The organism is Quadrisphaera sp. DSM 44207 (genome assembly GCF_900101335.1).
Lineage (GTDB): Bacteria > Actinomycetota > Actinomycetes > Actinomycetales > Quadrisphaeraceae > DSM-44207.
This window is the reverse complement of the sequence record NZ_FNKA01000002.1, coordinates 615,210-640,636: the sequence shown is the minus strand read 5'-3', so window position 1 is coordinate 640,636 and position 25,427 is coordinate 615,210. Positions and strand designations below refer to the sequence as shown.

Below are 25,427 nucleotides of genomic sequence, written 5' to 3'. Positions count from 1 at the left end.
CCTCCGCTCAGCCGCCGTAGACGGTGCGCCCGCCGGCGACCGCGTCCTTGCCCAGGCGGCGGGTCAGGTGCAGGCCCTCCAGCACGGTCTCCACCCCGGACGCCGCCAGCGCCGGCGTGGGGGCGTCCCCGACGCCGAGGCGCTCGAGCACCACGGCCAGGCCCGGCACGGTGCCGACCTGCCCGAGCAGCTCGCGGGAGGTGACCAGCTCGCCCGTGGTGACGCTGCCGCCGTCCGCGACCAGCGCCGTGAAGCCCGACAGGTCCGCGCCGCCGAGGCGGGCGCGGAAGACCTCCGCGACCGCGGTGCGCAGCAGGTGCGCGAGCACCTCCAGCTCCCGGCCCTCCTCGCCCGCCTCGAACTCGACCTTGCCGCGCAGGGTCGGGACGACGGTGTCGAGGTCCCCGACGCGGGCGACCGGCTCGTCGCCCGTCAGCGTCGCGCGGCGCAGCGCGGCCGCGGCGACCGTCTCGGCGGCCGCGACGGCGAAGCGCGCGGAGACCCCGGAGCGCGCGTCGACGGCGGGGGAGTCGCGCACCGCGCGCGTGAAGCGCGCCACCGCCTCGAGCAGGTGGTCGGGCACGTGCGCGACCAGGTGCGCCTCCTGCGCGATGAGGTCGACCTCGTCGGCCAGGTCCAGCGGGTAGTGGGTGCGGATCTCCGCGCCGAAGCGGTCCTTCAGCGGCGTGATGATCCGGCCGCGGTTGGTGTAGTCCTCGGGGTTGGCGCTGGCGACGACGAGGACGTCCAGGGGCAGGCGCAGGGTGTAGCCGCGCACCTGCACGTCGCGCTCCTCGAGCACGTTCAGCAGGGAGACCTGGATCCGCTCGGCCAGGTCGGGCAGCTCGTTGACCGCCACGATGCCGCGGTGGGTGCGCGGGACGAGGCCGTAGTGGATGGTCTCCGGGTCCCCGAGGGTGCGGCCCTCGGCGATGCGCACCGGGTCGACGTCGCCGATGAGGTCGCCGACGCTGGTGTCGGGGGTGGCGAGCTTCTCCGCGTACCGCTCGCTGCGGTGCCGCCACGCCACGGGCAGGTCGTCGCCGAGCTGCTCGGCGCGGCGCCGCGACGCGGGGGTGATGGGCTCGTAGGGGTGCTCGCCGAGCTCGGAGCCCTCGATCACGGGCGTCCACTCGTCGAGCAGGCCCACGAGGGAGCGGATCAGGCGGGTCTTGCCCTGCCCGCGCTCGCCGAGCAGGACGACGTCGTGGCCGGCCAGCAGGGCGCGCTCGAGCTCGGGCAGCACGGTCTCGTCGAAGCCGACGATGCCGGGGAAGCGGTCGCGGCCCTCGCGCATGGCCGCGAGCAGGTTCTCGCGCAGCTCGTCCTTGACCGGCCGCGCGACGTGGCCGCTGGCGCGCAGGGCGCCGAGGGTGGTGGGCAGTGTCACCGCTCGACGGTACGTCGCCTCCCCGGCGGCCTCATCCCGGGGGGCGGGCGGGCACCGGCGCGTGCTCGGTGACGCCGACGCGCTCGTGCAGGCGCCGCAGCGGCGCCGGGGCCCACCAGTTCCAGCGGCCGAGCAGCGTCATGGTGGCGGGCACGAGCAGCATCCGCACGAGCGTGGCGTCGACCGCCACGGCCACGGCGAGCGCGAGGCCGACCTCCTTGATGGCCAGCAGGTCACCGGCCACGAAGCCGGAGAAGACGATGACGATGATCAGCGCCGCCGAGGTGATGATGCGCCCGGAGCGCTGCAGGCCCGCGACGACGGCGGCGTCGTTCCCCAGGCCCTCCTCGCGCGCCTCGAGGATGCGCGCGAGGAGGAAGACCTCGTAGTCCATCGCCAGCCCGAAGCCGAAGGCCAGCACGAGCGGGGGCACGAACGCCTCGAGGCCGCCGGTGGACGTGAAGCCCAGCGGTCCCTCCAGGTGCCCCTCCTGGAAGATCCACACCACCGCGCCGAGGGAGGCCCCGAGCGAGAGCGCGTTGACGACGAGGGCCTTGGCCGGCACGAGGACCGAGCCGGTGAGCAGGAACAGCAGCGCCGTGGTGGCCACCACCACCAGGCCCACCGCCCACGGCGCGCGGCCGGCGAGGTCGGCGGTGAAGTCCACGACGCTGGCCGCCTGGCCCGTCGTCCAGGTGGGGAACCCGGGCTCCTGCTCGCGCAGGTCCGCCACCAGCTGCAGCGCCTCCGGGCCGAGGGGGTCGCCGTCGACGCGCACGCCGAGGGTGACGAGGTCGCCCGCCTGCTCCGGCGGGTCCACGGAGGCCGCGCCGGGCAGGTCGGCGACCCGCCCGGACCAGGCGGCCACCTGCTGCAGCGGGGCGTCGGCGACGACGGTGACCGCGGGGGAGGTCGCGGCGGGGAAGCGCTCGGCGAGGTCGGTGAAGAACCGCCGCTCGGGGGAGGACGCCGGCAGCAGCTGCACGCCGTCCGAGCGCAGCTGCACCGAGGCCACGGGCGCGCCCGCGGCCAGCAGCACCGCGGTGACGCCGCCGAGCACCAGCCACGGCCGGCGCTGCACCCGGCGGGCCAGCGCCGCGAACCGGCCGTCCTCGGGGGAGACGTCCCCGAGGCGGCGCGCCACGGCGCCCAGGCCGGGCAGGCGCGTGACGGCCCCGGGGCGGGCCAGGCGGGCGCCGCCGAGCGCGAGCAGCGCCGGGACGAGCGTCAGCGCCACGAGCAGCGCGAGCACCACGACGGAGACCGAGGCCAGGCCCATCGAGCGCAGCACCTCCGCGCCGAAGACGAGGAGCCCCGACAGGCTGACGGCGATGGTCACCGCGGAGAAGAGCACCGTGCGCCCCGCGGTGGCCAGGGTGCGCTCCAGCGCCCGGTCGCGGGTGCGGCGCGGGTGCGGGCGCTCGGGCGCGGCGGTGCGCGCGGCCCTCAGCTCCTCGCGGTAGCGGGAGACGATCAGCAGCCCGTAGTCGATGCACAGCCCCAGGCCGAGCACCGAGACGACGTTGACGACCGAGGCGTCGAGGTCGATGACGGAGGAGAAGGCGAGCAGGGCGCCGAGCCCACCGGCGATGGAGACCGCGGCGCCCACCACGGGCACGCCGGCGGCGAGGAACCCGCCGAAGACCACCACCATGACCAGCAGGCTCACCGGCAGCGCGACGGCCTCGCCCGTGCGCAGGTCCTCCTCCACCTGCCCCGAGATCGCGGAGACGAGCCCCTCGACGCTGCCCACCGCCCCGCTCGCCCCCGGCAGCTGCGCGGCCGCGTCGTCGGCCAGCGCCTGCAGGCGCTGGCCGACGGCCGCCGCGACCTCGTCGGCGCGCGCCGTCGGCAGCGCCGGGTCGAGCTCGGCGGTGACGAGGACGGCGTCGCCGCCGGCGGAGACGAGCGCCGAGCCGGCAGCGCCGGCGCCCGGCAGCGGCGCGGCGACCCGCGTGACGCCGTCGAGGGCCGCGAGGTCGGCGGCGGCGCCGGCGAGCAGCTGCTGCAGCTGCGGGGACGCCGGGTCCACGCCCGCCAGCTGCAGCAGCACCCGGCGCGAGTCCGGCACCTGCTCGGCCAGCAGCTCCCGGCCCTCCTGGGCCTCCCCGGGCACCTGCACCGGACCGCTCTGCAGGCGCGCGAACAGCCCCTGGTTGCCGAACGCGCCCACGGCGGCGCCGCCCGCGCCGAGCACGAACAGGCCCCACAGCGCGAGGACGAGCAGCGGGTGGCGCGCCACCACCCGCCCGGTGCGGGCGAGCACTACGCCAGGTGGCGGTCGAGGAAGGCGAGCACCGGCTCGACCAGCCGCGCGGGCTCGGGGTGCCCGTCGAAGCAGTGGTCGTAGTCCTCGACGCGGTGGTACTCCACGGGGGCGCCGAGCTCGCGCAGCGCCTCGACGAGCTCGTCGGACTGCGCGACGGGCACCACGCGGTCCGCCGTGCCGTGCTGCACCAGCAGCGGCGGCGCACCGGCGGAGACGTGGTGCACGGGGCTGGCCGAGCGGGCGACCAGCGGCACCTCGGCGGCCGGTGCGCCGAGCAGCGCCGACTCGGGCAGCTGCGCCAGGTCCTGCGGCAGCTCCACGCCGCTCGCGCGGTCCTGCTCGACCAGGGTCGCGAAGTCCGTGACCGGGTACCACGCCACGGCCGCGCTCACGGCGCTGCTCGGCCCGCGCACGCCCACCGCGCCCTCCAGGTACGGGTCCTCGGCGTCGGGGGTCAGCGCCGCGAGGGCGGCCAGGTGAGCGCCCGCGGACTCGCCCCACACCGCGATCCGGTCGGCGTCCGCGCCCAGGTCGTCGGCGCGGTGCCGCAGCCAGCGCAGCGCGGCCTTGACGTCGTGCAGCTGCGCGGGGAAGGGGGCCTCGGCGGAGAGTCGGTAGTCGATGCTCGCCACGAGGTAGCCGTGCTCGGCGACGGCGCGGTGCACGTCGACCTCGCGCAGGACGGTCGGCAGGTCGTCCCGGGCGCCGCCGCGCCACCCGCCGCCGTGCACCCACAGCAGCACCGGGCGGCCGCGGCCGTCGGCGGGCGCGTCGCCGGCCGTGTGCAGGTCGACCTCGAGCGGGCGGTAGCCCGGCACGGCGGCGTAGACGGCGGCCCGCACCACGCGGGAGCCGTCGCCGAGGTCCTGTGCCGCGGGCAGGGGCCGCGACGCCCAGCCGTCCTCGCGCACGGGCTCGACCACGGGCTCGACCACGGGCTCGACGACGGGCTCGACCACGCGCCAACTGTGCCAGGAGGCGCCGACACCGACCCGCCGGCGGACGCGGCCCCGCGTGCCACCCTGGCGCCGTGGCCGACCTGTTCACCGCCGACGACGAGGTCTCGTCCTCGTCGTCCTCGTCGTCCTCGTCGTCCTCGTCGTCCTCGCGCGCCGGTGCCCGCGCGCCGCTCGCGGTGCGCATGCGCCCGCGGGGGCTGGACGACGTCGTCGGCCAGCAGCACCTCCTCGCGCCGGGGGCGCCCCTGCGCCGCCTCGTCGAGGGCGGTGACGGCCGGGCCGGGCCGGCGTCCGTGGTGCTGTGGGGGCCGCCCGGCACCGGCAAGACGACGCTGGCGCACGTGGTCTCGCGGGCCGCGGGCTGGCGGTTCGCCGAGCTGTCGGCCGTCACCGCCGGCGTGCGCGACGTCCGGCGCGTCGTGGAGGAGGCCCGCGACGCGCGCGACCTCCACGGGCGGCGCACGGTGCTCTTCCTCGACGAGATCCACCGCTTCACCAAGGCCCAGCAGGACGCCCTGCTGCCCGGCGTCGAGGACCGGTGGGTGGTCCTGATCGCGGCGACCACGGAGAACCCCTCCTCCTCCGTCGTCGCGCCGCTGCTCTCGCGCTCCCTGCTGCTGACCCTGCGCGAGCTGACCGGCGACGACGTCCGCGTGCTGCTGCAGCGGGCGGTGGCCGACGAGCGCGGCCTCGCGGGCGAGGTGGAGCTCTCCCCGGAGGCCCTGGACCACCTGGTGCGCGTGTCCGGCGGCGACGCCCGCCGCGCGCTGACGGCGCTGGAGGCCGCGGCGGGGGTGGCCCTGGACGAGCACGACGCCAGCGCCGGGGGCCCGGCGACCGTGTCGCTGGCGCACGCCGAGCGCGCGCTCGACGTCGCCGCCGTGCGCTACGACCGCGCCGGCGACCAGCACTACGACGTCGCCAGCGCCCTCATCAAGTCGCTGCGCGGCTCGGACGTCGACGCGGCGCTGCACTACCTCGCCCGCATGCTCGAGGCGGGGGAGGACCCCCGCTTCGTCGCCCGCCGCCTCGTGATCTCGGCCAGCGAGGACGTCGGGATGGCGGACCCCTCCGCCCTGCAGACGGCCGTCGCGGCGGCGCAGGCCGTCGCGATGATCGGCATGCCGGAGGCGCGCATCGTGCTGGCGCAGGCCGTCGTCCACCTGGCGACCGCCCCGAAGTCCAACGCCGCCCACCTCGGCATCGACGCCGCCGTCGCCGACGTGCGCGCGGGCCGCGGCGGGCCCGTGCCGGCGCACCTGCGCGACGCCCACTACGCGGGCGCCTCGGCGCTCGGGCACGGCAGGGGCTACCGGTACCCCCACGACGCCCCCCACGCCGTCGCCGCGCAGCAGCACCTGCCCGACGACCTCGACGGCCGCGAGTACTACGCGCCCACCGACCGCGGGTTCGAGCGCGACGTGCGCTCGCGCCTGGAGCGCATCCGCGCGCTGCTGCGCGCCCGCCGGTGATCATCGCGTCCGGGGGACGCGCCCGCTTCCGGTAGACTCGACCACCGGTCCTGGACGGCGCCCGCCGCCGTCCGCCCGGACCAGCCGGCTCCAGCCCCGTCGCTGGTGGCCCGTGTCAGTCGCCGCTCCGCCTCCCGCCCGGGACGTCGAGCGCGAACGCCCGCACCCACGAGGAGAACCGTTGTCCCACTCGGGTCGTAACCGTCGCACCGTCCGGCTCTCCCGCGCGCTGGGCGTGCCGCTGACCCCCAAGGCCGCGCGCTACTTCGAGGTGCGTCCCTACCCGCCGGGCGAGCACGGCCGCGCCCGCCGCCGCACCGAGAGCGAGTACGCCCTCGGGCTGCGCCAGAAGCAGCTGCTGCGCGCGCAGTACGGCATCCGCGAGGCGCAGATGCGCCGCGTCTTCGACGAGGCCCGCCGCTCCCCCGGCCGCACCGGCGACGTGCTGGTCGAGCTGCTGGAGATGCGCCTGGACGCGATCGTCCTGCGCGCCGGCCTGGCCCGCACCATCGCGCAGGCCCGCCAGCTGGTCGTGCACCGCCACATCCTCGTCGACGGCGTGCGCGTGGACCGCCCGTCCTTCCGCGTGAAGCCGGGCCAGGTCGTCTCCGTGCACCCCAAGAGCGCGCAGACCACGCCGTTCCAGGTGGCGGCCGCCGGCGCGCACCGCGACGTGCTGCCGCAGCTGCCCAAGTACCTCGACGTGGCGCTGCCCGAGCTGCGCGTCACCCTGACCCGCCGCCCGGCCCGCGAGGAGGTGCCGATCACCTGCGACGTGCAGAAGGTGGTCGAGCACTACGCCCGCTGAGGCACCCGCTCACCCGGAAGGGCCCCGCACGCTCGAGCGTGCGGGGCCCTTCCGCGTGCGGCTCAGGCCGCGGCCGGCGTCGACCGGGCCACGCGCAGGCTGAGCACGGCGGCCACCCCGCACAGCGCGCCGGCGCCGACCCAGGCGAGGGTGTACGCGCCCGTGGCGTCGCGCACCGCGCCGGCAGCCGACGCCGCGGCCGCCGCACCGAGCTGGTGCGCGGCGAAGACCCACCCGAAGACCACGGTGCCTCGCTCGCCGAACAGCTCCCGGCACAGGGCCACGGTCGGCGGCACGGTGGCCACCCAGTCCAGGCCGTAGACGACGACGAAGACGAGCACGCTGGGGTGCAGCGCGTCGTCCAGCAGCGACGGCAGCACGAACAGCGACGCCCCGCGCAGCAGGTAGTAGGCGCCCAGCAGCACCCGCGGGTCGAACCGGTCGGTCAGCCACCCCGAGGCGATGGTGCCGACGACGTCGAAGACCCCCACCACCGCGAGCAGGCCGGCCGCGGTCGTCGCCGCCATGCCGTGGTCGTGCGCCGCGGGCACCAGGTGGGTGGCGACGAGCCCGTTCGTGCTCGCGCCGCAGATCGCGAAGCCGACCGCGAGCGCCCAGAAGGCGCGCGTGCGGGCCGCGCCGCGCAGGGCGTCGAGGGCCGTGCCGGCCGGGCCGGGAGCGCGCTGGCCGGCCGCGTGCGGAACGGTCTCGGGCGCCGGGGTGCTCCCGGCGCCCGCCGCGCCGCCCGCCGCGCCGCCCGCCGTCCCGTCGTCGCCGTAGGGGCGCGCGCCCACGTCGGCGGGCCGGTCGCGCAGCACGAGCACCACCAGCGGGACGACGGCCAGCGCGGCGCCCGCGATCACCAGGGACGCCGCGCGCCACCCGGAGGCCTCCACGAGCCAGGCGGCGACCGGGAGGAAGACCAGCTGGCCCGTCGCGCTGCCCGCCGTCAGCACGCCCATGACCAGGCCGCGGCGGGCGACGAACCACCGCTGCGCGACCGTGGCCGCGAAGACCAGGGCCATCGAGCCGGTGCCGAGGCCGACGAGGACGCCCCACAGCACGAACAGGTGCCAGCGCGCGCTCATCAGGACGGCGCCGCCGCTGCCGAGGGCCACCAGCAGCAGGGCGCACGCGGTCACGCGCCGGATCCCGAACCGGTCCATCAGCGCCGCCGCGAACGGCGCCGTCAGGCCGAACAGCACGAGGTTGACCCCGACGGCCGCGGACAGCACCGAGCGCGGCCACCCGAACTCCGCCTCCAGCGGCACCATCAGCACCCCGGGCGCCGCCCGGAACCCCGCGGCGCCCACGAGGGCGACGAAGGCGACCGCGGCGACGAGCCAGGCGGGGTGGCGCCAGCCCGTGGCGCGCGCAGGAGCGGACGGGGCGGTGCTGCGGTCGGTGGCGGGGGACGACGTCACCGGAGCAGGGTGCCGCGCGCCGCGCCGTCCGGGCCAGCGGCACCGCCGCCCGGGGCGCGCCGGATCCCGCCGAGTGCTGGGTTCCGGCGCACCGCGACGGGCGTGTCCCCCGCGACCCAGCACCCGGCGAGAGCGGCGAGAGCGGAACGGGCGACGGCGGGCTCGGGCGCGCGAGGCGGACGTCGGCACCCACCACGCGCGGTCGTCGCTGCGCGCGCTGGTGCGTCGGGCGTGGTCCAGGCCGCTGCGCAGGCGCCGCACCAGCGCCCGCGGCACTCCGCGCCAGCGGCGGTGTGCGGTGGCGTGAGCGGCCAGCTCGTCCAGGCCCAGCCCGACCGGTGAGCGCAGCAGGGCGTCGACGGCGGCCACCCCGGCGTGCACGGACGGCGCCGCCCGGGCGAGGTCGAACGCCGTCCGCACCGGAGAGGTGACCAGGACGCCGTCCGCCTCCACCGCGTCGCCGTCCGCCGGCGCGCTGCGCAGCGGCCCGAGGCCCCTCCGCGGGGCGGGCCTGCGCGGCCGCACGGCGACGGGCTCGGCTGCGGCGCCGGGCTCGGCTGCGGCGCCGGGCTCGGCTGCGGCGCCGGGAGGGCGCGGGCCCGCGCGGTAGGGTTCGCGGGTCCACGGCCGCAGCTGAGGAGGGCCATGTCCGTCGGAGACGTCGCGGGGCTGCTCGCCGCCCTCGCGTTCGTCGTGCTGGTCGGCCTGCTCGCGGTGCCGCTGCTCAAGCTCGGCCGGGTCCTCGACGAGGCGCGCGCGACGATCCGCGGGCTCTCGGAGTCCACCGTGCCGCTGATCGGCGAGGTCACGGCGACCGTCGGCCAGGCGAACCACCAGATGGGCAAGCTCGACACGATCACGTCGAACGCCGCGCAGCTGACGACGAACGTGACGGCCCTGACGTCGCTGCTGGCCGCCGCGGTGGGCTCGCCGCTGGTGCGCGTCGCCGCGTTCACGTACGGCGTGCGCCAGGCGCTGTCGGGCCGGCGCCCGGGCGCCGGGCGCACCCGCGAGGGGGCCTGAGCCGTGCGCCCGGCCCTGTGGTTCGGCGCGGGCGCCGCGGTCGGTGCGGCGGCCGGCTCCCTCGCGCTCGGCCGCACCGCCCGTTCCGGCCGCACCCCCGCCGCCGGCCGCACTCCCGCCGCCGGCCGCCGCGCAGGCGCCCGGCCGCCGTCCGGGCGCCTGCGCGAGGCGGTGGCCGTGGTGCGCGAGGCCATGGCCGAGCGCGAGGCGGAGCTGCGCGCCGCCCTCGGCGTCGACACCGGCACGACGGACGACACCGGCACGACGGGCCAGACCGGCGCGACGGACGAGCGCAGCGCCCGCTCGCGGCTGCAGGGCCCGGCGGCGCCGAGGCGCTGAGGCCCGTCCGCGCGAGGCGCCGCGAGCGCCGCCGGGGACCAGCGCCGGCGAGCGACCCCCGTGCCGGCCCGCGCGCCCCGCAGACCACCCCACACCCCGCGGAGAGGTGCCATGGAGACCGCTGAGATCCGCCGCCGCTGGCTGCGCTACTTCGAGCAGCAGGGCCACACCGTGGTCCCGTCCGCGTCGCTGGTCAGCCCCGACCCGGCGCTGCTGTTCACGGTCGCCGGCATGGTGCCCTTCATCCCGTACCTGACCGGGCAGCAGATCCCGCCGTACCCGCGCGCCACGAGCGTGCAGAAGTGCGTGCGCACCCTCGACATCGACGAGGTCGGCAAGACCACGCGCCACGGCACGTTCTTCCAGATGAACGGCAACTTCTCCTTCGGGGACTACTTCAAGGAGGGGGCCATCGGCTACGCCTGGGAGCTCGTGACGGGCTCCCAGGACGACGGCGGGTACGGCTTCGACCCCGACACGATCTGGGTCACGGTCTACGAGGACGACGACGAGGCCGAGCAGCTGTGGCGGAAGGTCGCCGGCCTGCCGGGCGAGCGGATCCAGCGCCGCGGCCGCAAGGACAACTACTGGCACACCGGCGCGGCCGGCCCCGGCGGCCCGTGCAGCGAGATCTACGTCGACCGCGGCCCCCAGCACGGGCGCGAGGGCGGCCCCGTCGTCGACGAGGACCGCTACCTGGAGATCTGGAACCTCGTCTTCATGCAGTACCAGCTCGCCGACGTGCGGTCCAAGGAGGACTTCGCGATCGTCAGCGAGCTGCCGGCGAAGAACATCGACACCGGCATGGGCCTGGAGCGGGTGGCGTACCTGCTCCAGGGCGTGGACAACCTCTACGAGATCGACGAGGTCGCGCCCGTGCTGCGCCGCGCCGCCGAGCTGGCCGGCGCCCGCTACGGCGCCGACCCGGCCGCCGACGTGCGGCTGCGCGTGGTCGCCGACCACGTGCGCGCGGGCCTGATGCTCGTCGGCGACGGCGTCACGCCCACCAACGAGGGCGGCGGCTACGTGCTGCGCCGCCTGCTGCGCCGCGCCGTGCGCGCCATGCGCCTGCTGGGCGTCGGCGAGCCGGTGCTGCCCGAGCTGCTCACCGTCTCCCGCGACGTGATGTCCCGCTCCTACCCCGAGCTGCTCACCGACTGGGAGCGCATCGCCTCCGTCGTCGCGGCCGAGGAGGAGGTCTTCCTGCGCACCCTGTCCGCCGGCACGACGATCCTCGACGTCGCGGTGCGCGAGGCCAAGGAGGAGCGGGCCCAGCACCCCCGGCTGAGCGGCGAGCGCGCCTTCCAGCTGCACGACACGTACGGCTTCCCGATCGACCTCACCCTGGAGATGGCAGCCGAGCAGGGCGTGGAGGTCGACGCCGACGGCTTCCGCGAGCTGATGCGGGCGCAGAAGGAGCGGGCGCGCGCCGACGCCGTCGCCAAGCGCGGCGGCCGGGCCGACACCAGCGCCTACCGCGACCTGCTCACCGAGCACGGGCTGACCGAGTGGCTCGCGCACACGACGCTGAGCACCGAGTCCACCGTCCTGGGCGTGCTGGACGGCGGCGCGCCGGTGCCCGCGGCCGGCGCGGGCCGCGTGGTCGAGGTGGTCCTGGACCGCACGCCGTTCTACGCGGAGTCCGGCGGCCAGGACGCCGACGCCGGCGCGATCACCTGGGACGGCGGGCGCGCGGAGGTCCTCGACGTCCAGCGCCCCCTCAAGGGCCTCGTCGTGCACCAGGCGCGCGTGCTGGAGGGCGAGCTGGCCACCGGCGAGCGGGTGCTCGCGCAGGTCGACCCGGACTGGCGCCGCGACGCCCGCCAGGCGCACTCGGGCACGCACGTGGTGCACGCCGCGCTGCGCGAGGTCCTCGGGCCGCAGGCCCTGCAGTCCGGCTCCTTCAACCGGCCCGGCTACCTGCGCCTGGACTTCTCGTGGAAGGGCGCGCTCGCCCCGCAGCAGCGCTCCGACGTCGAGGACGTCGCCAACCGCGCCGTGCGCGACGACCTGCCCGTCGACGTGCGGGAGATGCCGCTGGAGCAGGCGCGCGCCGAGGGCGCCCTCGCCCTGTTCGGGGAGACGTACGGGGAGCGGGTGCGCGTGGTCGACATCGGCGGCCCCTGGTCGCGGGAGCTGTGCGGGGGCACGCACGTGTCCTCCAGCGCCCAGATCGGCCCCCTGGTGGTGACGGGGGAGTCCTCGGTCGGCGCCAGCGCCCGGCGCATCGAGGCCGCCGTCGGCATGGACGGCTTCCGCTACCTCGCCCGCGAGCGCGACCTCGTGCAGCAGGTGAGCGGGCTGCTGAAGGTCCAGCGCGACGACGTCGTCGACCGCGTCGGCCAGCTGCTCGCGCAGCTGCGCGAGGCCGACCGGGAGCTGGCGGCGCTGCGCACGGCGCAGGTGCTCGCGCGGGCGGCGTCCCTGGCCGCGAGCGCCGAGGACGTCGGCGGCGTCGCGCTCGTGGCCGCCGACGCGGGCCCGGTCGCCTCCGCCGACGACCTGCGCGCCCTCGCGCTCGACGTGCGCGGGCGGCTGGGGGACTCCCGCCCGGCCGCCGTGGCGCTGGTCGGCGTCGCGAGGGAGCGCCCGGTCGTCGTCGTGGCGACCACGGCCGCCGGGCGCGGCGCGGGCGTGAGGGCGGGGGCCCTCGTGCGGGCGGCCGCCCAGGCGCTCGGCGGCGGCGGCGGCGGCAAGGACGACGTCGCGCAGGGCGGCGGCTCCGACGCCACCGCGCTGCCGGCCGCGCTGCAGGCCGTGCGCGCGGCGGTCGCGGCGACCACCGGCTCGTGAGGCCACCGGCTCGTGAGGAGCGGCGGCTCGTGAGGAGGGGCGTGCGCCTCGGCGTCGACGTCGGCTCGGTGCGCGTCGGCCTGGCCCTCAGCGACGTCGACGGCCTCGTGGCCACGCCCCTGCAGACCCTCGCCCGCGACGCGCGCGGCGGCTCCGACGTCGAGCGCATCGCCGCCGAGGCCGCCGAGCGGGACGTCGTGGAGGTCGTCGTCGGGCTGCCGCTGTCCCTCTCGGGTCGCGAAGGCCCAGCGGCGGCCGCCGCGCGCGGCTACGCTGCAGCCGTGGCCCGCCGGGTCGCACCGCTGCCGGTGCGGCTCGTCGACGAGCGGCTGAGCACCGTCGGTGCGCACCAGGTGCTCACGGCCTCGGGCCGGCGGGGACGCCGGCACCGGGAGGTCGTGGACCAGGTGGCAGCGGTGCTCGTGCTGCAGACGGCCCTGGACGCCGAGCGGGCGTCGGGGCGGGCACCGGGCTCTCTGGTGGAGCCCGCGGCGGCGCCGGGGGGAGCGCCCGAGTGAGGCCGGAGCAGGGCCGGGCGGCTGCCCGCCGCGTCCGGCGCGGACGAGCACGAGGGAGGTGGGCGGCGTGAGCGGCCTGTCGTTGCAGGACCTGCCCAGCGCACCGCCGACCCGGTCGGGTCGCCGGTCGCAGGAGCGCCGCCGCTCCCAGCGCCGTCGCCGGCGCTTGCGCACCCTGGCCGTGCTGCTGGTGTGCCTGCTCGTCGTCGGGGGCGGCACGTACCTCGCCTCGGCCCAGCTGCGGGACGTCGTCGCCCAGCTGACCGAGCCCGACGACTACGAGGGCGCGGGCACCGAGGCGGTGCGGGTGCAGGTGACCGCCGGGGCCAGCGGGCGCACCATCGGGCGCGTGCTGGAGGAGGCCGGCGTGGTCAAGACCGCCGGCGCCTTCGTCGAGGCCGCCGCCGACGAGCCGCGCGCCGCGACGATCCAGCCTGGCACGTACGAGCTGCGCCGGCAGATGAGCGCCCGGGACGCCATGGCGCTGCTGCTCGACCCCGCCTCGCGCCAGTCCTTCCGCGTCACGGTGCCCGAGGGCTTCACCGCGGCCCGCACCTACGAGCGCCTCGCCGAGGCCACCGGCATCCCCGTCGCCGACTACGAGGCCGCCGCCGCCGACCCCGCCCTCGGCCTGCCGCCGGAGGCCGGCGGCGTCGTCGAGGGCCACCTGTTCCCCGCCACCTACGACTACGACCTCGACGTGAGCGCCCTGGAGGTGCTGCAGTCGATGGTGGCGCGCTCGCGGGAGGCGCTGGACTCCCTCGGCGTGCCCGCCGATCAGCGGCACGGCGTCCTGACCAGGGCCAGCCTCGTGCAGGCCGAGGCCAGCACGACGGACGACATGGGCAGGGTCGCCCGGGTCTTGGAGAACCGGCTCGCCGACGGCACCCCGCTGCAGCTGGACACGACCGTCAACTACGCCAACGGCAAGTCCGGCATCACCACCACGGCGCAGGACCGCGCCAACCCCTCCCCGTACAACACGTACCTGCACTCGGGGCTCCCACCGGGGCCGATCAACAACCCGGGGGAGGCGGCGCTGCGCGCGGTGCTCTCCCCGACGCCCGGCGACTGGCGGTACTTCGTGGTCGTCGACCCCGACACCGGCGAGACGCTGTTCGCGGTCACGGGCGAGGAGCACCAGCGCAACGTCCGGCAGTTCCAGCAGTGGCTGCGCGAGAACCCGCAGGGCTGAGCCGGCCGTGAGGGCCGCCGTCCTGGGCCATCCGGTCGCGCACTCGCTGTCGCCGGTGCTGCACACGGCGGCGTACGCGGCGCTGGGCCTGGTGGGCCGGTGGCGCTACTCGGCGCTGGACGTGCAGGAGCACGAGCTCGCGCCCCTGCTGGCCTCCCTGGACGTCGAGTGGGGCGGGCTGTCGCTGACGATGCCGCTCAAGCAGGTGGCGCTGCCCCTGCTCGACGAGGTCTCGCCCCTGGCCGCGGCCGTCGGGGCGGTCAACACGCTGCTGCCGATGCCCGGCCCGATGCCGGAGCCGGGCCAGCGGCTGCGCTGGCGCGGGGAGAACACCGACGTGCACGGCCTCGTCGCGGCGCTGCGCGAGGCCGGCGTGCAGCGCGCCACCTCGGCGGCGGTGCTCGGCGGCGGCGCCACCGCGGCGTCCGCCCTGGCCGCGCTGCGCGTGCTCGGGGTGCGCGAGCCGACCGTCCACGTGCGCTCGCCGCTGCGGGCGGCGGCGCTGCACGAGGTCGCCGACCGCCTCGGGGTCGCCCTCGACGTCGCGCCGTGGGAGCGCGCGCACCGCGCGCTCGGCGCGCAGCTGGTGGTCTCCACCGTGCCCGCCGGCGCGGCCGACGACCTGGCCGCGCAGCTGTCGCGGCCCAGCGCGGGCGCGGCGGGGGCGGGCGTGCTGCTGGACGTCGTCTACGCGCCGTGGCCGACGGCGCTCGCCCGCGCGTGGTCGGCGCGCGGGGGCGCCGTCGTCAGCGGCTTCGCGATGCTGCTGCACCAGGCCGGGGAGCAGGTGCGCATGATGACCGGGCACGAGGCGCCGCTGGAGGTCATGCGCCGCGCCGGCGAGGACGAGCTCGCCGCCCGCTCCCGCTGAGCGGCGCGCGCCCCCCGGGCGCCGGACCGCGCCGCCCGGGGCGCTCAAGGGCCCGGGCCCGCCTGCCGACACCACCACCGTGCACCGGCTGGAGCGGGAGGGGGTGGGCGCCGTGCGCCAGGTCAGGCCCCGCCGCACCGCGGACCCGCTCGACGTCGTCGCGCGCGTCCTGGAGCACCCCCGGTGCCTCGGCGTGCACGTGCAGCCCATCGCCGACCTCGCCCGCGGCGCCGTCGCCGGGTACGAGGTGCTCTCGCGCTTCGGGCCCGACGCCCCGCCCCCGGACGCCGTCTTCGCCGCCGCGGAGGCCGGCGGCCTCGGCGGCGCGCTCGACGCCGTCGTGCTCGAGCGCGCCGTGCAGCTGCTCGACGTCCTGCCCGGCTCGACGTTCCTGACCGTCAACACCGGGCCCGAGCGGTGGGTCGAGGACGGCTGGCGCCAGCTGGTCGAGGACCTCGCCGCCCGCCGCGGCGGGCTGCAGCGCCTCGTGGTCGAGCTGACCGAGCACGTGCCGTACACCGACCTGCCGCGGGTGCGCGAGGGCGTCGCCCGCGTGCGCGAGCTCGGCGCCATGGTGGCCCTCGACGACGCGGGCACCGGCTACTCGGGCCTGCTGCAGCTGGCGCAGCTGCGCCCCGACATCGTCAAGGTCGACCGGGCGCTGGTCTCCTCCCTCGACACCGACCCGGTCAAGGCGGCCCTGGTCGAGCTGCTCGGCAGCTACGCGGGCCGCCTCGACGCCTGGCTGCTCGCCGAGGGCGTCGAGACCGAGGGCGAGCTGACCGCCCTCGTCGGCCTCGGCATCCCGCTCGCGCAGGGCTACCTGCTCGGGCGCCCGGCCCCCGTCATGGCCGCCCTCGACCCGGCGGTGCGCGCGCGCGTGCGGGAGCTGGCCGATCGCGTCGTCCTGCAGGACGCGCTCGCGCCGCTGGTGCGCCCGGTCGCGCAGGCCCCGCTCGCCTCGCCGCCCGCCGCCGACGCGGCGGCGGAGGCGACCGTGCTGGTGCACACCGACGGCTCACCCGCCCAGGTGCTGCTGCAGCACCCCGGCGGCGCGCGCCGCGTGTTCGTCACCCTGCGCTGCCACCCCTCCGAGCCGGTCACCGAGGTGGCCCGCCGGGCCATGAGCCGCCGCCCGGAGCAGCGCTTCGACCCCGTGGTCGTCGTCGACCCGCGCGGGCTGTGCACCGGCGTCGTGCTCATGGAGGACGTCGTCCTCCACCTCGCCCGCACGGGCCAGGCCTGAGCCGCACCCGCACGCCCACGCGCCCGCACGCCCGCGCGCCCGCTGACCCGCTCGGCGCAGCGGCGCTCAAGCCCGGGCGCGGCCCGGCCGATCCACCGCCGGGAGCCGGACGCCGCGTCCGGGCCAGGAGGAGGAACCGATGAAGCTGTTCGCCTGCGGGGACGTCGTCCCCGGCTGCGACGCCGCGTTCGCCGAGCCGACCGAGGAGCTCCTCCTCCTGCGCGTCGGTGCCCACGCCGCCGAGGCGCACGGCGTTCCCGAGGTCAGCCCGGAGCTGCTGGGCGCCGTGCGCGCGCGCATCCGCACCGCCAGCCCCGCCTGAGCGCAGCACCCGCAGCACCCGCACCATCCGCAGCACCTGCAGCGCTCAGCGCCCGCGACGGCTCCGGCCCCTCCAGGGGACCGGAGCCGTCGCGCTCTCAAGACCGGCCCGCTACCGGCCGATGAAGACCCGTCGGAGGCGAACGCCCTCCGCTGGAGGAGGCACCGGTGGACCACCGAGGTGAGCACGCGCGCCCGAGCGGCGTGCCGTCCGTTCCGCTGGCGCCCCTGCCCGTGCCGCACCAGCCCGGCCTCGCGCCCGTGCTCGCGCCCGTGCTCGCGCCCGTGCTCGCGCAGCCGGCGCCCGCGGCGCCGGCCGACGCCTACGCCCGCGCCACGACCGAGCAGCGCGTGCAGGCGGACGACGTCGACCTGCCCGGGGTCCTCGCGCAGATGCTGGACGCCGGCGCCTCCGACCTGCACCTGACCACCGGCGCGCCGCCGACCGTGCGCCTGAACGGCGAGCTGACGACGCTGCCCGGCCACCCGCCGCTGACGGCTCCCGTGCTGCAGCGCGTGCTGTTCGCGATGCTCACCCAGAAGCAGCGGGAGCGGTTCGAGGACGCCCTCGAGCTCGACTTCGCCTTCGCCCTGCCGGGCCGGGCCCGCTTCCGCGTCAACCTCTACCGCCAGCGCGAGTCCGTCGGCGCCGCCTTCCGCGTGATCCCCTTCGAGATCAAGCCGCTGGAGGAGCTCGGCGTGCCCGGCGCCGTCGCCGCCTTCGCGGGGCTGCCGCGCGGGCTCGTGCTCGTGACCGGACCGACCGGCTCGGGCAAGTCCACGACGCTGGCCGCCCTGGTCGACCTGGCCAACCGCACCCGCCGCGACCACATCATGACCGTGGAGGACCCGATCGAGTTCCTCCACCGCCACAAGTCGTGCCTGGTCAACCAGCGCGAGGTGGGGGAGGACACGAAGTCCTTCGCCAGCGCTCTGAAGCACGTGCTGCGCCAGGACCCGGACATCATCCTCGTCGGCGAGCTGCGCGACCTGGAGACGATGTCGGTGGCCCTGACCGCCGCCGAGACCGGCCACCTGGTCTTCGCGACGCTGCACACGCAGGACGCCGCGCAGACCGTCGACCGCGTCATCGACGTCTTCCCGCCCGAGCAGCAGGAGCAGGTGCGCGTGCAGCTGGCCGGCGCGATCCAGGGCGTCGTCAGCCAGACGCTGTGCAAGACCTCCGACGGCTCCGGGCGCGTGGTCGCCACCGAGGTCATGGTCGCCACCCCCGCGATCCGCAACCTCATCCGCGAGGGCAAGACCCACCAGATCTACTCGGCGATGCAGGCCGGGGCCCAGCACGGCATGCACACCCTCGACCAGCACCTGGCCGACCTCGTGCGCACGGGGCGGATCTCGCCCGCCCACGGCCTCGAGAAGTGCCACCACGTCGAGGACTTCACCCGCATGACCGGCCGGTCCTGAGCAGGGCGCGGGAGAGGACGGCACGCATGGCCACCACCACGACGTTCGAGTACACCGTGCGCGACCGCGCCGGCAAGGTCGTCACCGGTCGCATGGAGGCCACCGACCAGGCCGCGCTCGTCGCCCGCCTGCGCCAGCTCGGCCACGCCCCGCTGTCGGTGGCGGTGGCCGGCACGGGCCTCAACCGCGAGATCACCCTGCCCTTCGGCCGCTCGGTCTCCCTCAAGGACCTCGCGGTGATGTCGCGGCAGTTCGCCACGATGATCGACTCGGGGCTGTCGCTGCTGCGCGCGCTGACCATCCTCGCCGCGCAGACCGAGAACAAGGCCCTCGCCGGGGTGCTCGCCAGCGTCCGCCAGGACGTCGAGACCGGGCAGTCCCTGTCCGTCGCCCTGGCCAAGCACCCCCGCGTCTTCCCGCCGCTGATGATGAACATGTGCCGCGCCGGCGAGGTCGGCGGGTTCCTGGACTCCACGCTGCAGTCGGTGGCCGCCAACTTCGAGGCCGAGGTCAAGCTGCGCGGGAAGGTGAAGTCGGCGATGACCTACCCGGTCGTCGTCTTCGTCATCGCCCTGCTCGCCGTGGTCGGGATGCTGCTGTTCATCGTCCCGATCTTCGCCTCGATGTTCGCCTCGCTCGGCGGAGAGCTGCCGGCGCCGACGCGCCTGCTGGTGTGGCTCTCGGGCCTGATGAAGGTCGGCGCGCCCCTGCTCGTCGTCCTCGCCGCCGTCGGGCTGGTGGTCTGGCGGCGGGTGCGCCACCACCACCGCGTGCGCTCGGTCGTCGACCCGCTCGTGCTGCGCGTGCCGGTCTTCGGGCCGCTGTTCCGCAAGGTCGCCGTCGCCCGGTTCTGCCGCAACCTCGGCACCATGATCCGCTCGGGGGTGCCGATCCTGCAGAGCCTGGACATCGTGGGCGGCACCGCCGGCAACCTCGTGCTCGAGCGGGCCGCCCGCGACGTGCAGGACAGCGTGCGCCGCGGCGAGTCGATGGCCGCGCCGCTGGCCCGGCACGGGGTCTTCCCCCCGATGGTCGTGCAGATGCTCGCCGTCGGCGAGGACACCGGGGCCACCGACACCATGCTGGAGAAGGTCGCCGACTTCTACGACGCCGAGGTCGAGGCGACGACCGAGGCGCTGACGAGCCTCATCGAGCCGATCATGATCGCCGTCCTGGGCGCCGTCGTCGGCGGGATGATCATCGCGATGTACCTGCCGATCTTCACCATCTTCGACCAGATCCAGTGACCCGCACCGCTGCGGGAGCGGCGCTGGACGAGCTGCTGGGCACCGTCGACTCCCTGGCGGCGCGCCGCCCCGTGGCGGCCCGCGTCGTGGCCATGACGGACGACGACGGCGTGGGCGCGAAGGAGCTGGCCGACGTCCTCGTGGCCGACGCCACGCTGTCGGCGCGCCTCATGCGCCTGGCCAACAGCGCCTACTACGGCCTCGGCGGCAGGGTGCGCACCGTCGCGTTCTCCGTCACGGTCGTGGGCTTCACCACCGTGCGCACGATGGCCGCGGTCGCGGCGGCGGGCGCGGACGACGAGTCGGTGCTGCCCGCGGACTTCTGGACGCGGTCGAAGACCACCGCCGTCGCGTGCGGCGAGCTCGCCGGCTGCTTCGGCCTGCCGACCGCGGAGTCCTTCTGCCTCGGCCTGCTCTCCTCCATCGGGCAGGCGGTGCTGTGCCAGCACGACCCCGAGGGCTACCCCGAGCTGCTGGCGCTGCCGGAGGTCGCCGACGGCGGCCGCGCGCAGCTGCTGGCCGCCGAGGCCGAGCGGTACGGCGTCCGGCACACCGAGGTCTCCGCGGCGGCGCTGTCGGCGTGGACGTTCCCGCGCGAGATGGCCCGGGCCCTGCACGAGGTCGACCGCGACGTCCCGGGCGCCTCGCCGTGGGCGCTGTGCCTGCGCACCGGCACCGCGATCGCCGGCGGGCTGCTCGACGCCGCCGCGGCGCCGCCGTCCGTGGTGGCCGTGTCCGCGGGAGCGGTGCCGGACGAGCGCCTGGCGGCGCTGCTGCCGCGGATCCGGGACGGGATCGCTGACTCGCAGTGGTGAGGCGTCCGGCCCGGCACCTCGGCTCGGCGCCTGCGCCGATCGGGTGAGCGCTAGCCGGCCGGGCGGGTCGCGGCTCAAGGTCCACCGCGCCGTTCCGATGGTCCAGGTGTCACGGGCCGCGCCCAGAGCGGGCCCTCGTCCTCACGAAGGGGAGCAGAAGGTGCTCGCTCGCGTCCGCACGTCCATGGAGGAGAAGGACCAGGGCTTCACCCTGATCGAGCTCCTCGTCGTCATGATCATCATCGGCATCCTCGCCGCGATCGCCGTCCCGGTCTTCCTCAACCAGCGCCAGAAGGCCGTCGACTCCAGCATCAAGTCGGACATCCGCACGGTGGCGACGACGGTCGAGACCGCCTTCGTCGACTCGCAGAGCTACCCGGTCACGTCGGGTTCCGCTTACGTCGACGTCTCCGCGACGGGCCAGACCGTCCTCGTCGGGCTGGGCAAGCTGACCAACGGCAACAAGATCGAGTACAAGCCGGTCACGGACGGCTTCTGCATCCGCGGCTCCAGCGCCAACGCCACGGCCAAGGGCGGTACCGCCGGCACCTTCTACATCTACGACTCGAAGCTCGGTGGCCAGCAGCCCGCTGCGGCTGCGAGCTCGACCAACTGCTGATCTCCAGCGGCACCGCAGGCTCGCACCGACCGGTGCGGGCCTGCGGTGCGTCCGCGGTGCGGCAGCCGGCTCAAGTCCGCTGCTCGCGCTGCCGATCAGACCCTGACCGACCCAGGAGGAGGACCGCCGTGCAGCGCCTGCGCCAGCCGCTCGACGGCGACGACGGCTTCACCCTCGTGGAGGTCGTCGCCGCGATGGCCGTGCTCGCCATCGCCAGCCTGGGCGTCCTCTACGGCGTCCTGACGACCGTCAGGCTCACCGACGACGGCCGGGCCCGGCTGGTCGCCTCCGGCATCGCCGACGAGGTGGTCAGCGAGGCGCGCGCCACGCCGAGCGACGAGCTCGGCGCCCTGGAGACCACCACGACGACGAGGACCGTCGGCGGCCGCGCGTACACGGTGCTGCGCTCCGCGGTCTGGCAGCCGCGCACCGGCGCGGGCTCGCCGTGCGACTCCGGCTCCGGGGCGGCCTTCCTCTACAAGCGGGTGTCGGTGCGCGTCACCTGGGCGGACATGGGATCGACCGCGCCCGTGCGCACGGACACCCTCGTCGCCCCCGCAGCGGGCGGCTTCGACCCCGCGAAGGGCAACATCGCCGTCAAGGTGCTCGACGCGCGCGCTCGCGCCAACGAGCTCGTCACCGTGACGGCGTCCCGCCCGGACGGCCCCCCGGTGACGGCCGCCACCGACGAGCAGGGCTGCGCCTTCTTCAACCAGCTGACGGCGGCCAGCGACTACGCCGTGACGATCTCCGAGGGCGGCTCGGTCGACTCGCAGCACGCGCTCACGCCCGTCAGGAGCCCCCTGACGGTCACGGCCGGGGCCACCACCGCCGTCGCCGTCGACTACGACCTCGCGGGCGCCGTGCGCCTCTCCGCGCCCAGCGCGGCGCACCCCGTGCCGTCGACGGTCGGGGTCGGCGTCGTCAGCACCAGCCTGCCCGGCCGGCGGCTCGAGCTCGGCGGGGGCACCTGGCCCGTGACCATCCCCTGGCTCTTCCCCTTCCCGGCCGGCTACCGCACGTGGCTCGGCACCTGCTGGGACGCCGACCCCGAGGCGAAGGACCTCAACGCCGACGGGTCCGAGGGCACGCCCTTCTGGCCGGGCGCGGTCACCGCGCCCGTCGCGGCGGTCACCGCCGGCACGACCACGCCGGCCACCGCGCGCGCGGCGCTCGTCGACGTGGTCGTCAAGCGCGCGGACGGCCAGCCCGCGGTCGGCGTCCAGGTCAGGGCCACGCACCCGGCGCAGACCGGCGGCCGCGGGTGCACGTCCGGCGAGACCCACGTCCTCGGCACCACCGACGCCACCGGCACCGTCAGGGCCACGATGCCCTACGGCGCGGGCTGGACGTTCACCGCCGGCACCAGCACCACCGGGACGATCCAGACGCTGGAGCCGTCGGCGACCTACCCGCTGACCGTGGCGGTGACCTCGTGACGCCGCGCGGCTCGACCGCGCCCCGACGCGCGCAGGCCGCGGACGGCGGGGAGGCCGGGCTGACGCTCGTCGAGCTGCTGACCACGACGGTCCTGCTGGGGATCGTCGGGACGATGGTGCTCTCGATGGTCGTCGGCACCACCCGGTCGCTGCAGGCCAGCGACCGGCGCGTGGAGGCGACGACGACGACGCAGGTGGCGCTGCAGACCATCACGCGCGCCGTCCGCTCCGCGGCCGAGGTCCCGCAGCCGGACCCCGCGGCGGCGCTGCCCGGCGTCGTCCCGACGAGCAGCACGTCGCTGCTCGTGCGCAGCTGGACCGCCGCCGGGCCGGCCCCCGTGCTGGTGGAGCTCTCCGTGGACCCCGCGGGCGCCCTCGTGGAGACCCGGACGCCGGCCACCGCATCGGCGGGCACCTGGAGCTTCTCCGGGACGGCGAGCACGCGCACCGTCCTCTCCGGCGTCGTCAACCCCGCGGGCACGCCGGTGTTCACGTACTACGACGCGGACGGGCAGGAGCTGCTCCCGGAGCCCGACACGACCGGCGTCGCCAGCGTCGGCGTCCGGCTGCTGGTGCAGACCGACCCGCTCGGCCGGGTCGCGCCGGCCGAGGTCAGCACCCGCGTCCACCTGCCCAACGAGAAGGTCACCGCCCCATGACCCGCACCCGCCCCACGCTGCTGGGCCGCCTGGTCGCCCGGCTGCACCGCTCCTCCCGCTCCTGCGGCCCCGCGCCCGGTGACCGCGGCGCCGCCATGGTCACCGTGCTGGGCACCGTGATGGTCCTCACGCTCCTGGTGGGCGGGACGCTGGCGTACGCGGCGGCCGGGCAGTCCTCCGCCCGCGGCGGCCAGGACTGGAACGCCGCCCTGGCCGCCGCCGAGGCCGGCGTCGACGACTACACGGCCCGCCTCAACGACCAGCCCGCCTACTGGCGGTACGGGAACCCCGCGGCGCCCTTCTCCGCCGGCAGCTCCGTCGCCCTGCCGACGCCGGCCAACCGAGCCTTCACCGAGTGGGTGACCGTGCCCGGCAGCGACGGCCGCGCCCGCTTCCGGTACGAGGTCGACACGCGCCAGTTCCCCACCAGCGGCGTCGTGCGGCTGCAGTCGACCGGAGCGGTGGGCCGCGAGGTGCGCACGGTGCAGGTGACGCTGGACCAGCGCGGCTTCCTCGACTACCTGTACTTCACCGACTACGAGACCAAGGACCCGGACGCCTACACCGGCAACGGGGAGTACACGCCGGAGCAGGCGCGCGCGAACTGCATGAAGCACTTCTACGAGGGGCGCCAGGACAGGGTGGGCTCGGACGCCCGGCCGACGCCCACCCCCGACCCTCCGCCCGGGTGCAGCGTCATCCGCTTCGTCTCCGGCGACGAGCTGTGGGGACCCATGCACAGCAACGACGCCGTCTACGTGTGCGGGCAGCCCGACCTCAACGAGGGGGCCACGACCAGCTACGACGGCAGCCTCACCGACGGCCGCCACTACCTGGTGCAGAGCGGCTGCACGAACACGTGGCCCGAGGACGAGACCGGCACGCAGATCGACCTCGGTCTCGAGCCGCACCTCGCCCTGCCGCCCAGCAACACCGCGCTCGCGGTGCAGACGGACGTCACCGCCACGGACGGGCAGCCGGGCTGCCTCTACACGGGCCCGACGAAGATCGTCCTGCGCCCGGACGGGCTGATGGACGTGACGAGCCCGTGGTCGAGGAACGGCGGGGCCGCGTGGTGCGGGGTGGGCGCCGGCAGGCCGCTGCCCGCCCGCGGCGTGGTCTGGGTGCGCGACGTGCCCGCCGTCGCGGACGCCTACAGCCAGGCGGCGCCGACCAGCCCGTGCACGGCCGGCGGCAACCCCGTCGGCTACCCCGTCGCCGAGGACCTCACGAGCTACGGGTGCAGGAGCGGGGACGTCTTCGTCCAGGGCGCGCTGCAGGGCCGGCTGACCGTCGGCGCGGCGAACGACATCGTCATCACGGACGACCTGACCTACGCCGCGGCGGGGTGCACGGCGACGCCGAGCTGCCAGAGCGTGCTCGGGCTCGTGGCCAACAACTACGTCGAGATCTACCACCCGGTGCGCTGCTTCGAGAAGGACGGCGGCTGCGACGTGGTCGGCCACATGTACGGCGTGCGGGTCGAGGCGGCGATCCTGGCGGTCAACCACTCCTTCCGGGTGCAGAACTTCTGGGCGGGCGACAGCAAGGGCGACCTGCACGTGCGCGGCGCGATCGGCCAGAAGTTCCGCGGCGTCGTGGGCCAGGGGATCGCGGGCTACAGCAAGGACTACCGCTACGACGCGCGCCTGCGCACCGTCAGCCCGCCGTACTTCCTCGACCCGGTGCAGTCGGCGTTCGCGGTGCGGACCTGGAGCGAGCAGACGTCCGCCCACCCGCTGCCGTGACCGCCGTCCTCGTCGGCGCGGCGGGCCTGCTGGGCCTGCTCGTCGGCTCCTTCCTCAACGTCGTCGCCCACCGGGTGCCGCGGGGGGAGTCCGTCGTGCGGCCCCCGAGCGCCTGCCCCGCCTGCGGAGCCCGGATCAGGCCGCAGCACAACGTGCCCGTGCTGGGCTGGCTCGTGCTGGGCGGGCGGTGCCGCGACTGCTCGGCGCCGGTCAGCGCCCGCTACCCGCTCGTGGAGCTGGCCACCGGCGCGCTCTTCGCCGTCGTGGCCTGGCGCACCGGGCTCAGCTGGGCGCTGCCGGCGCTGCTGTACCTGACGGCGATCGCCGTCGTCCTGGCGGTCATCGACGTCGACGTGCACCGCCTGCCCGACGCGATCGTGCTGCCCAGCTACGCCGTCGGGGGAGCGCTCATCGCCCTCGCCGCCGTCGCGGCCGGCGACCCGGCGGCGCTCGCGCGCGCCGCGGTCGGCTCGGCCGCGCTGTGGCTGCTCTACTTCGCCCTCGCCGTCGCCAAGCCGGGGGGGATGGGGTTCGGCGACGTCAAGCTCGCCGGCGTCCTCGGCCTCTACCTCGGCTGGCTCGGGTGGGCGGAGCTGGCCGTCGGCGCCGCGCTCGGCTTCCTGCTCGGCGGCGTCGCCGGCGTCGGGCTGCTGCTCGCGCGGCGCGCGAGCCGGCGCTCGGCGATCCCGTTCGGGCCGTTCATGCTCGCCGGCGCGCTGCTCGCCGTCCTCGCCGGGGACGCCCTGGCCGGGGCGTACCTGGCCGCCGTCGGCCTCTGAGGGCGAGCCGACGCTCCAGGGGAACGGGATCGACCGAACGGCTCAAGGACCCCCGCCGACCCTCC

General features: G+C 76.5%; 22 protein-coding genes. 18 read left to right on the top strand and 4 right to left on the bottom strand.

Annotation, left to right across the window (positions count from 1 at the left end):
• Positions 1–7 precede the first annotated feature (7 nt).
• The 3 genes from BLS82_RS09140 to BLS82_RS09130 are packed head-to-tail and all read right to left on the bottom strand — an operon-like array spanning position 8 to position 4,618.
• Positions 8–1,390 (bottom strand): sigma 54-interacting transcriptional regulator, encoded by a 1,383-nt coding sequence (locus BLS82_RS09140; protein WP_255378230.1) that lies wholly within the window; start codon positions 1,388–1,390, stop codon positions 8–10.
• Between the two features lie 31 nt (positions 1,391–1,421).
• On the bottom strand, positions 1,422–3,656 hold the full coding sequence (locus BLS82_RS09135; RefSeq protein ID WP_092864303.1) for an MMPL family transporter: 2,235 nt from the start codon (positions 3,654–3,656) through the stop codon (positions 1,422–1,424).
• Positions 3,656–4,618, bottom strand: a complete 963-nt coding sequence (locus BLS82_RS09130) for an alpha/beta hydrolase (RefSeq protein WP_092864300.1) — start codon at positions 4,616–4,618, stop codon at positions 3,656–3,658. Before BLS82_RS09130 ends, BLS82_RS09135 begins: the two co-directional genes overlap by 1 nt.
• Before the next feature lie 71 nt (positions 4,619–4,689).
• Between BLS82_RS09130 and BLS82_RS09125 the strand changes: the two genes are divergently transcribed.
• Together BLS82_RS09125 and rpsD are read left to right on the top strand one after the other, a co-directional pair.
• On the top strand, positions 4,690–6,090 hold the full coding sequence (locus BLS82_RS09125) for a replication-associated recombination protein A (protein WP_092864297.1): 1,401 nt from the start codon (positions 4,690–4,692) through the stop codon (positions 6,088–6,090).
• Between the two features lie 181 nt (positions 6,091–6,271).
• A complete protein-coding gene (rpsD, locus tag BLS82_RS09120) occupies positions 6,272–6,898 on the top strand; it encodes a 30S ribosomal protein S4 (protein WP_092864294.1) in 627 nt (208 codons plus the stop codon).
• Positions 6,899–6,960: 62 nt separating this feature from the next.
• Here rpsD and BLS82_RS09115 read toward each other — a convergent pair whose 3' ends face one another.
• The gene (locus BLS82_RS09115) at positions 6,961–8,322 is read right to left on the bottom strand and encodes an MFS transporter (RefSeq protein ID WP_092865171.1); all 1,362 of its coding nucleotides are present in this window, start codon (positions 8,320–8,322) and stop codon (positions 6,961–6,963) included.
• 645 nt (positions 8,323–8,967) lie between these two features.
• Between BLS82_RS09115 and BLS82_RS09110 the strand changes: the two genes are divergently transcribed.
• The 16 genes from BLS82_RS09110 to BLS82_RS09035 all read left to right on the top strand — a co-directional run bounded on the left by BLS82_RS09110 (position 8,968) and on the right by BLS82_RS09035 (position 25,362).
• Positions 8,968–9,345: a DUF948 domain-containing protein gene (locus BLS82_RS09110; RefSeq protein ID WP_092864291.1), complete on the top strand. Its 378-nt coding sequence runs from the start codon at positions 8,968–8,970 to the stop codon at positions 9,343–9,345.
• A 3-nt stretch (positions 9,346–9,348) separates the two neighbouring features.
• Positions 9,349–9,684 (top strand): hypothetical protein, encoded by a 336-nt coding sequence (locus BLS82_RS09105; protein ID WP_092864288.1) that lies wholly within the window; start codon positions 9,349–9,351, stop codon positions 9,682–9,684.
• Positions 9,685–9,795: 111 nt separating this feature from the next.
• Positions 9,796–12,477: an alanine--tRNA ligase gene (alaS, locus tag BLS82_RS09100; protein ID WP_092864285.1), complete on the top strand. Its 2,682-nt coding sequence runs from the start codon at positions 9,796–9,798 to the stop codon at positions 12,475–12,477.
• Positions 12,478–12,506: 29 nt separating this feature from the next.
• Entirely contained in the window at positions 12,507–12,995 is a 489-nt protein-coding gene (ruvX, locus tag BLS82_RS16605) for a Holliday junction resolvase RuvX (protein ID WP_176819012.1), read from the top strand.
• A gap of 67 nt (positions 12,996–13,062) precedes the next feature.
• Positions 13,063–14,190, top strand: coding sequence for an endolytic transglycosylase MltG (mltG, locus tag BLS82_RS09090; protein ID WP_218123748.1), 1,128 nt, complete (start codon positions 13,063–13,065; stop codon positions 14,188–14,190).
• 7 nt (positions 14,191–14,197) lie between these two features.
• Complete coding sequence (locus tag BLS82_RS09085; protein ID WP_092864276.1) at positions 14,198–15,061, top strand: shikimate dehydrogenase; 864 nt, start codon at positions 14,198–14,200, stop codon at positions 15,059–15,061.
• A 79-nt stretch (positions 15,062–15,140) separates the two neighbouring features.
• Positions 15,141–16,307: an EAL domain-containing protein gene (locus BLS82_RS09080; protein WP_092864273.1), complete on the top strand. Its 1,167-nt coding sequence runs from the start codon at positions 15,141–15,143 to the stop codon at positions 16,305–16,307.
• Positions 16,308–16,446: 139 nt separating this feature from the next.
• Complete coding sequence (locus BLS82_RS09075; protein ID WP_092864269.1) at positions 16,447–16,629, top strand: DUF1059 domain-containing protein; 183 nt, start codon at positions 16,447–16,449, stop codon at positions 16,627–16,629.
• A gap of 167 nt (positions 16,630–16,796) precedes the next feature.
• Complete coding sequence (locus tag BLS82_RS09070) at positions 16,797–18,056, top strand: type IV pilus twitching motility protein PilT (RefSeq protein WP_304442012.1); 1,260 nt, start codon at positions 16,797–16,799, stop codon at positions 18,054–18,056.
• 26 nt (positions 18,057–18,082) lie between these two features.
• Positions 18,083–19,303: a type II secretion system F family protein gene (locus BLS82_RS09065; RefSeq protein ID WP_092864266.1), complete on the top strand. Its 1,221-nt coding sequence runs from the start codon at positions 18,083–18,085 to the stop codon at positions 19,301–19,303.
• On the top strand, positions 19,300–20,118 hold the full coding sequence (locus BLS82_RS09060) for an HDOD domain-containing protein (RefSeq protein WP_092864263.1): 819 nt from the start codon (positions 19,300–19,302) through the stop codon (positions 20,116–20,118). The genes BLS82_RS09065 and BLS82_RS09060 overlap by 4 nt, the downstream gene beginning before the upstream one ends.
• A gap of 160 nt (positions 20,119–20,278) precedes the next feature.
• The gene (locus BLS82_RS09055) at positions 20,279–20,737 is read left to right on the top strand and encodes a type II secretion system protein (protein WP_092864260.1); all 459 of its coding nucleotides are present in this window, start codon (positions 20,279–20,281) and stop codon (positions 20,735–20,737) included.
• A gap of 128 nt (positions 20,738–20,865) precedes the next feature.
• Positions 20,866–22,176: a type IV pilus modification PilV family protein gene (locus BLS82_RS09050; RefSeq protein ID WP_092864258.1), complete on the top strand. Its 1,311-nt coding sequence runs from the start codon at positions 20,866–20,868 to the stop codon at positions 22,174–22,176.
• A complete protein-coding gene (locus BLS82_RS09045; RefSeq protein WP_092864255.1) occupies positions 22,173–22,835 on the top strand; it encodes a hypothetical protein in 663 nt (220 codons plus the stop codon). The genes BLS82_RS09050 and BLS82_RS09045 overlap by 4 nt, the downstream gene beginning before the upstream one ends.
• A complete protein-coding gene (locus BLS82_RS09040) occupies positions 22,832–24,583 on the top strand; it encodes a hypothetical protein (RefSeq protein ID WP_092864252.1) in 1,752 nt (583 codons plus the stop codon). Before BLS82_RS09045 ends, BLS82_RS09040 begins: the two co-directional genes overlap by 4 nt.
• Entirely contained in the window at positions 24,580–25,362 is a 783-nt protein-coding gene (locus tag BLS82_RS09035) for a prepilin peptidase (protein ID WP_092864249.1), read from the top strand. The genes BLS82_RS09040 and BLS82_RS09035 overlap by 4 nt, the downstream gene beginning before the upstream one ends.
• Positions 25,363–25,427: the final 65 nt, after the last annotated feature.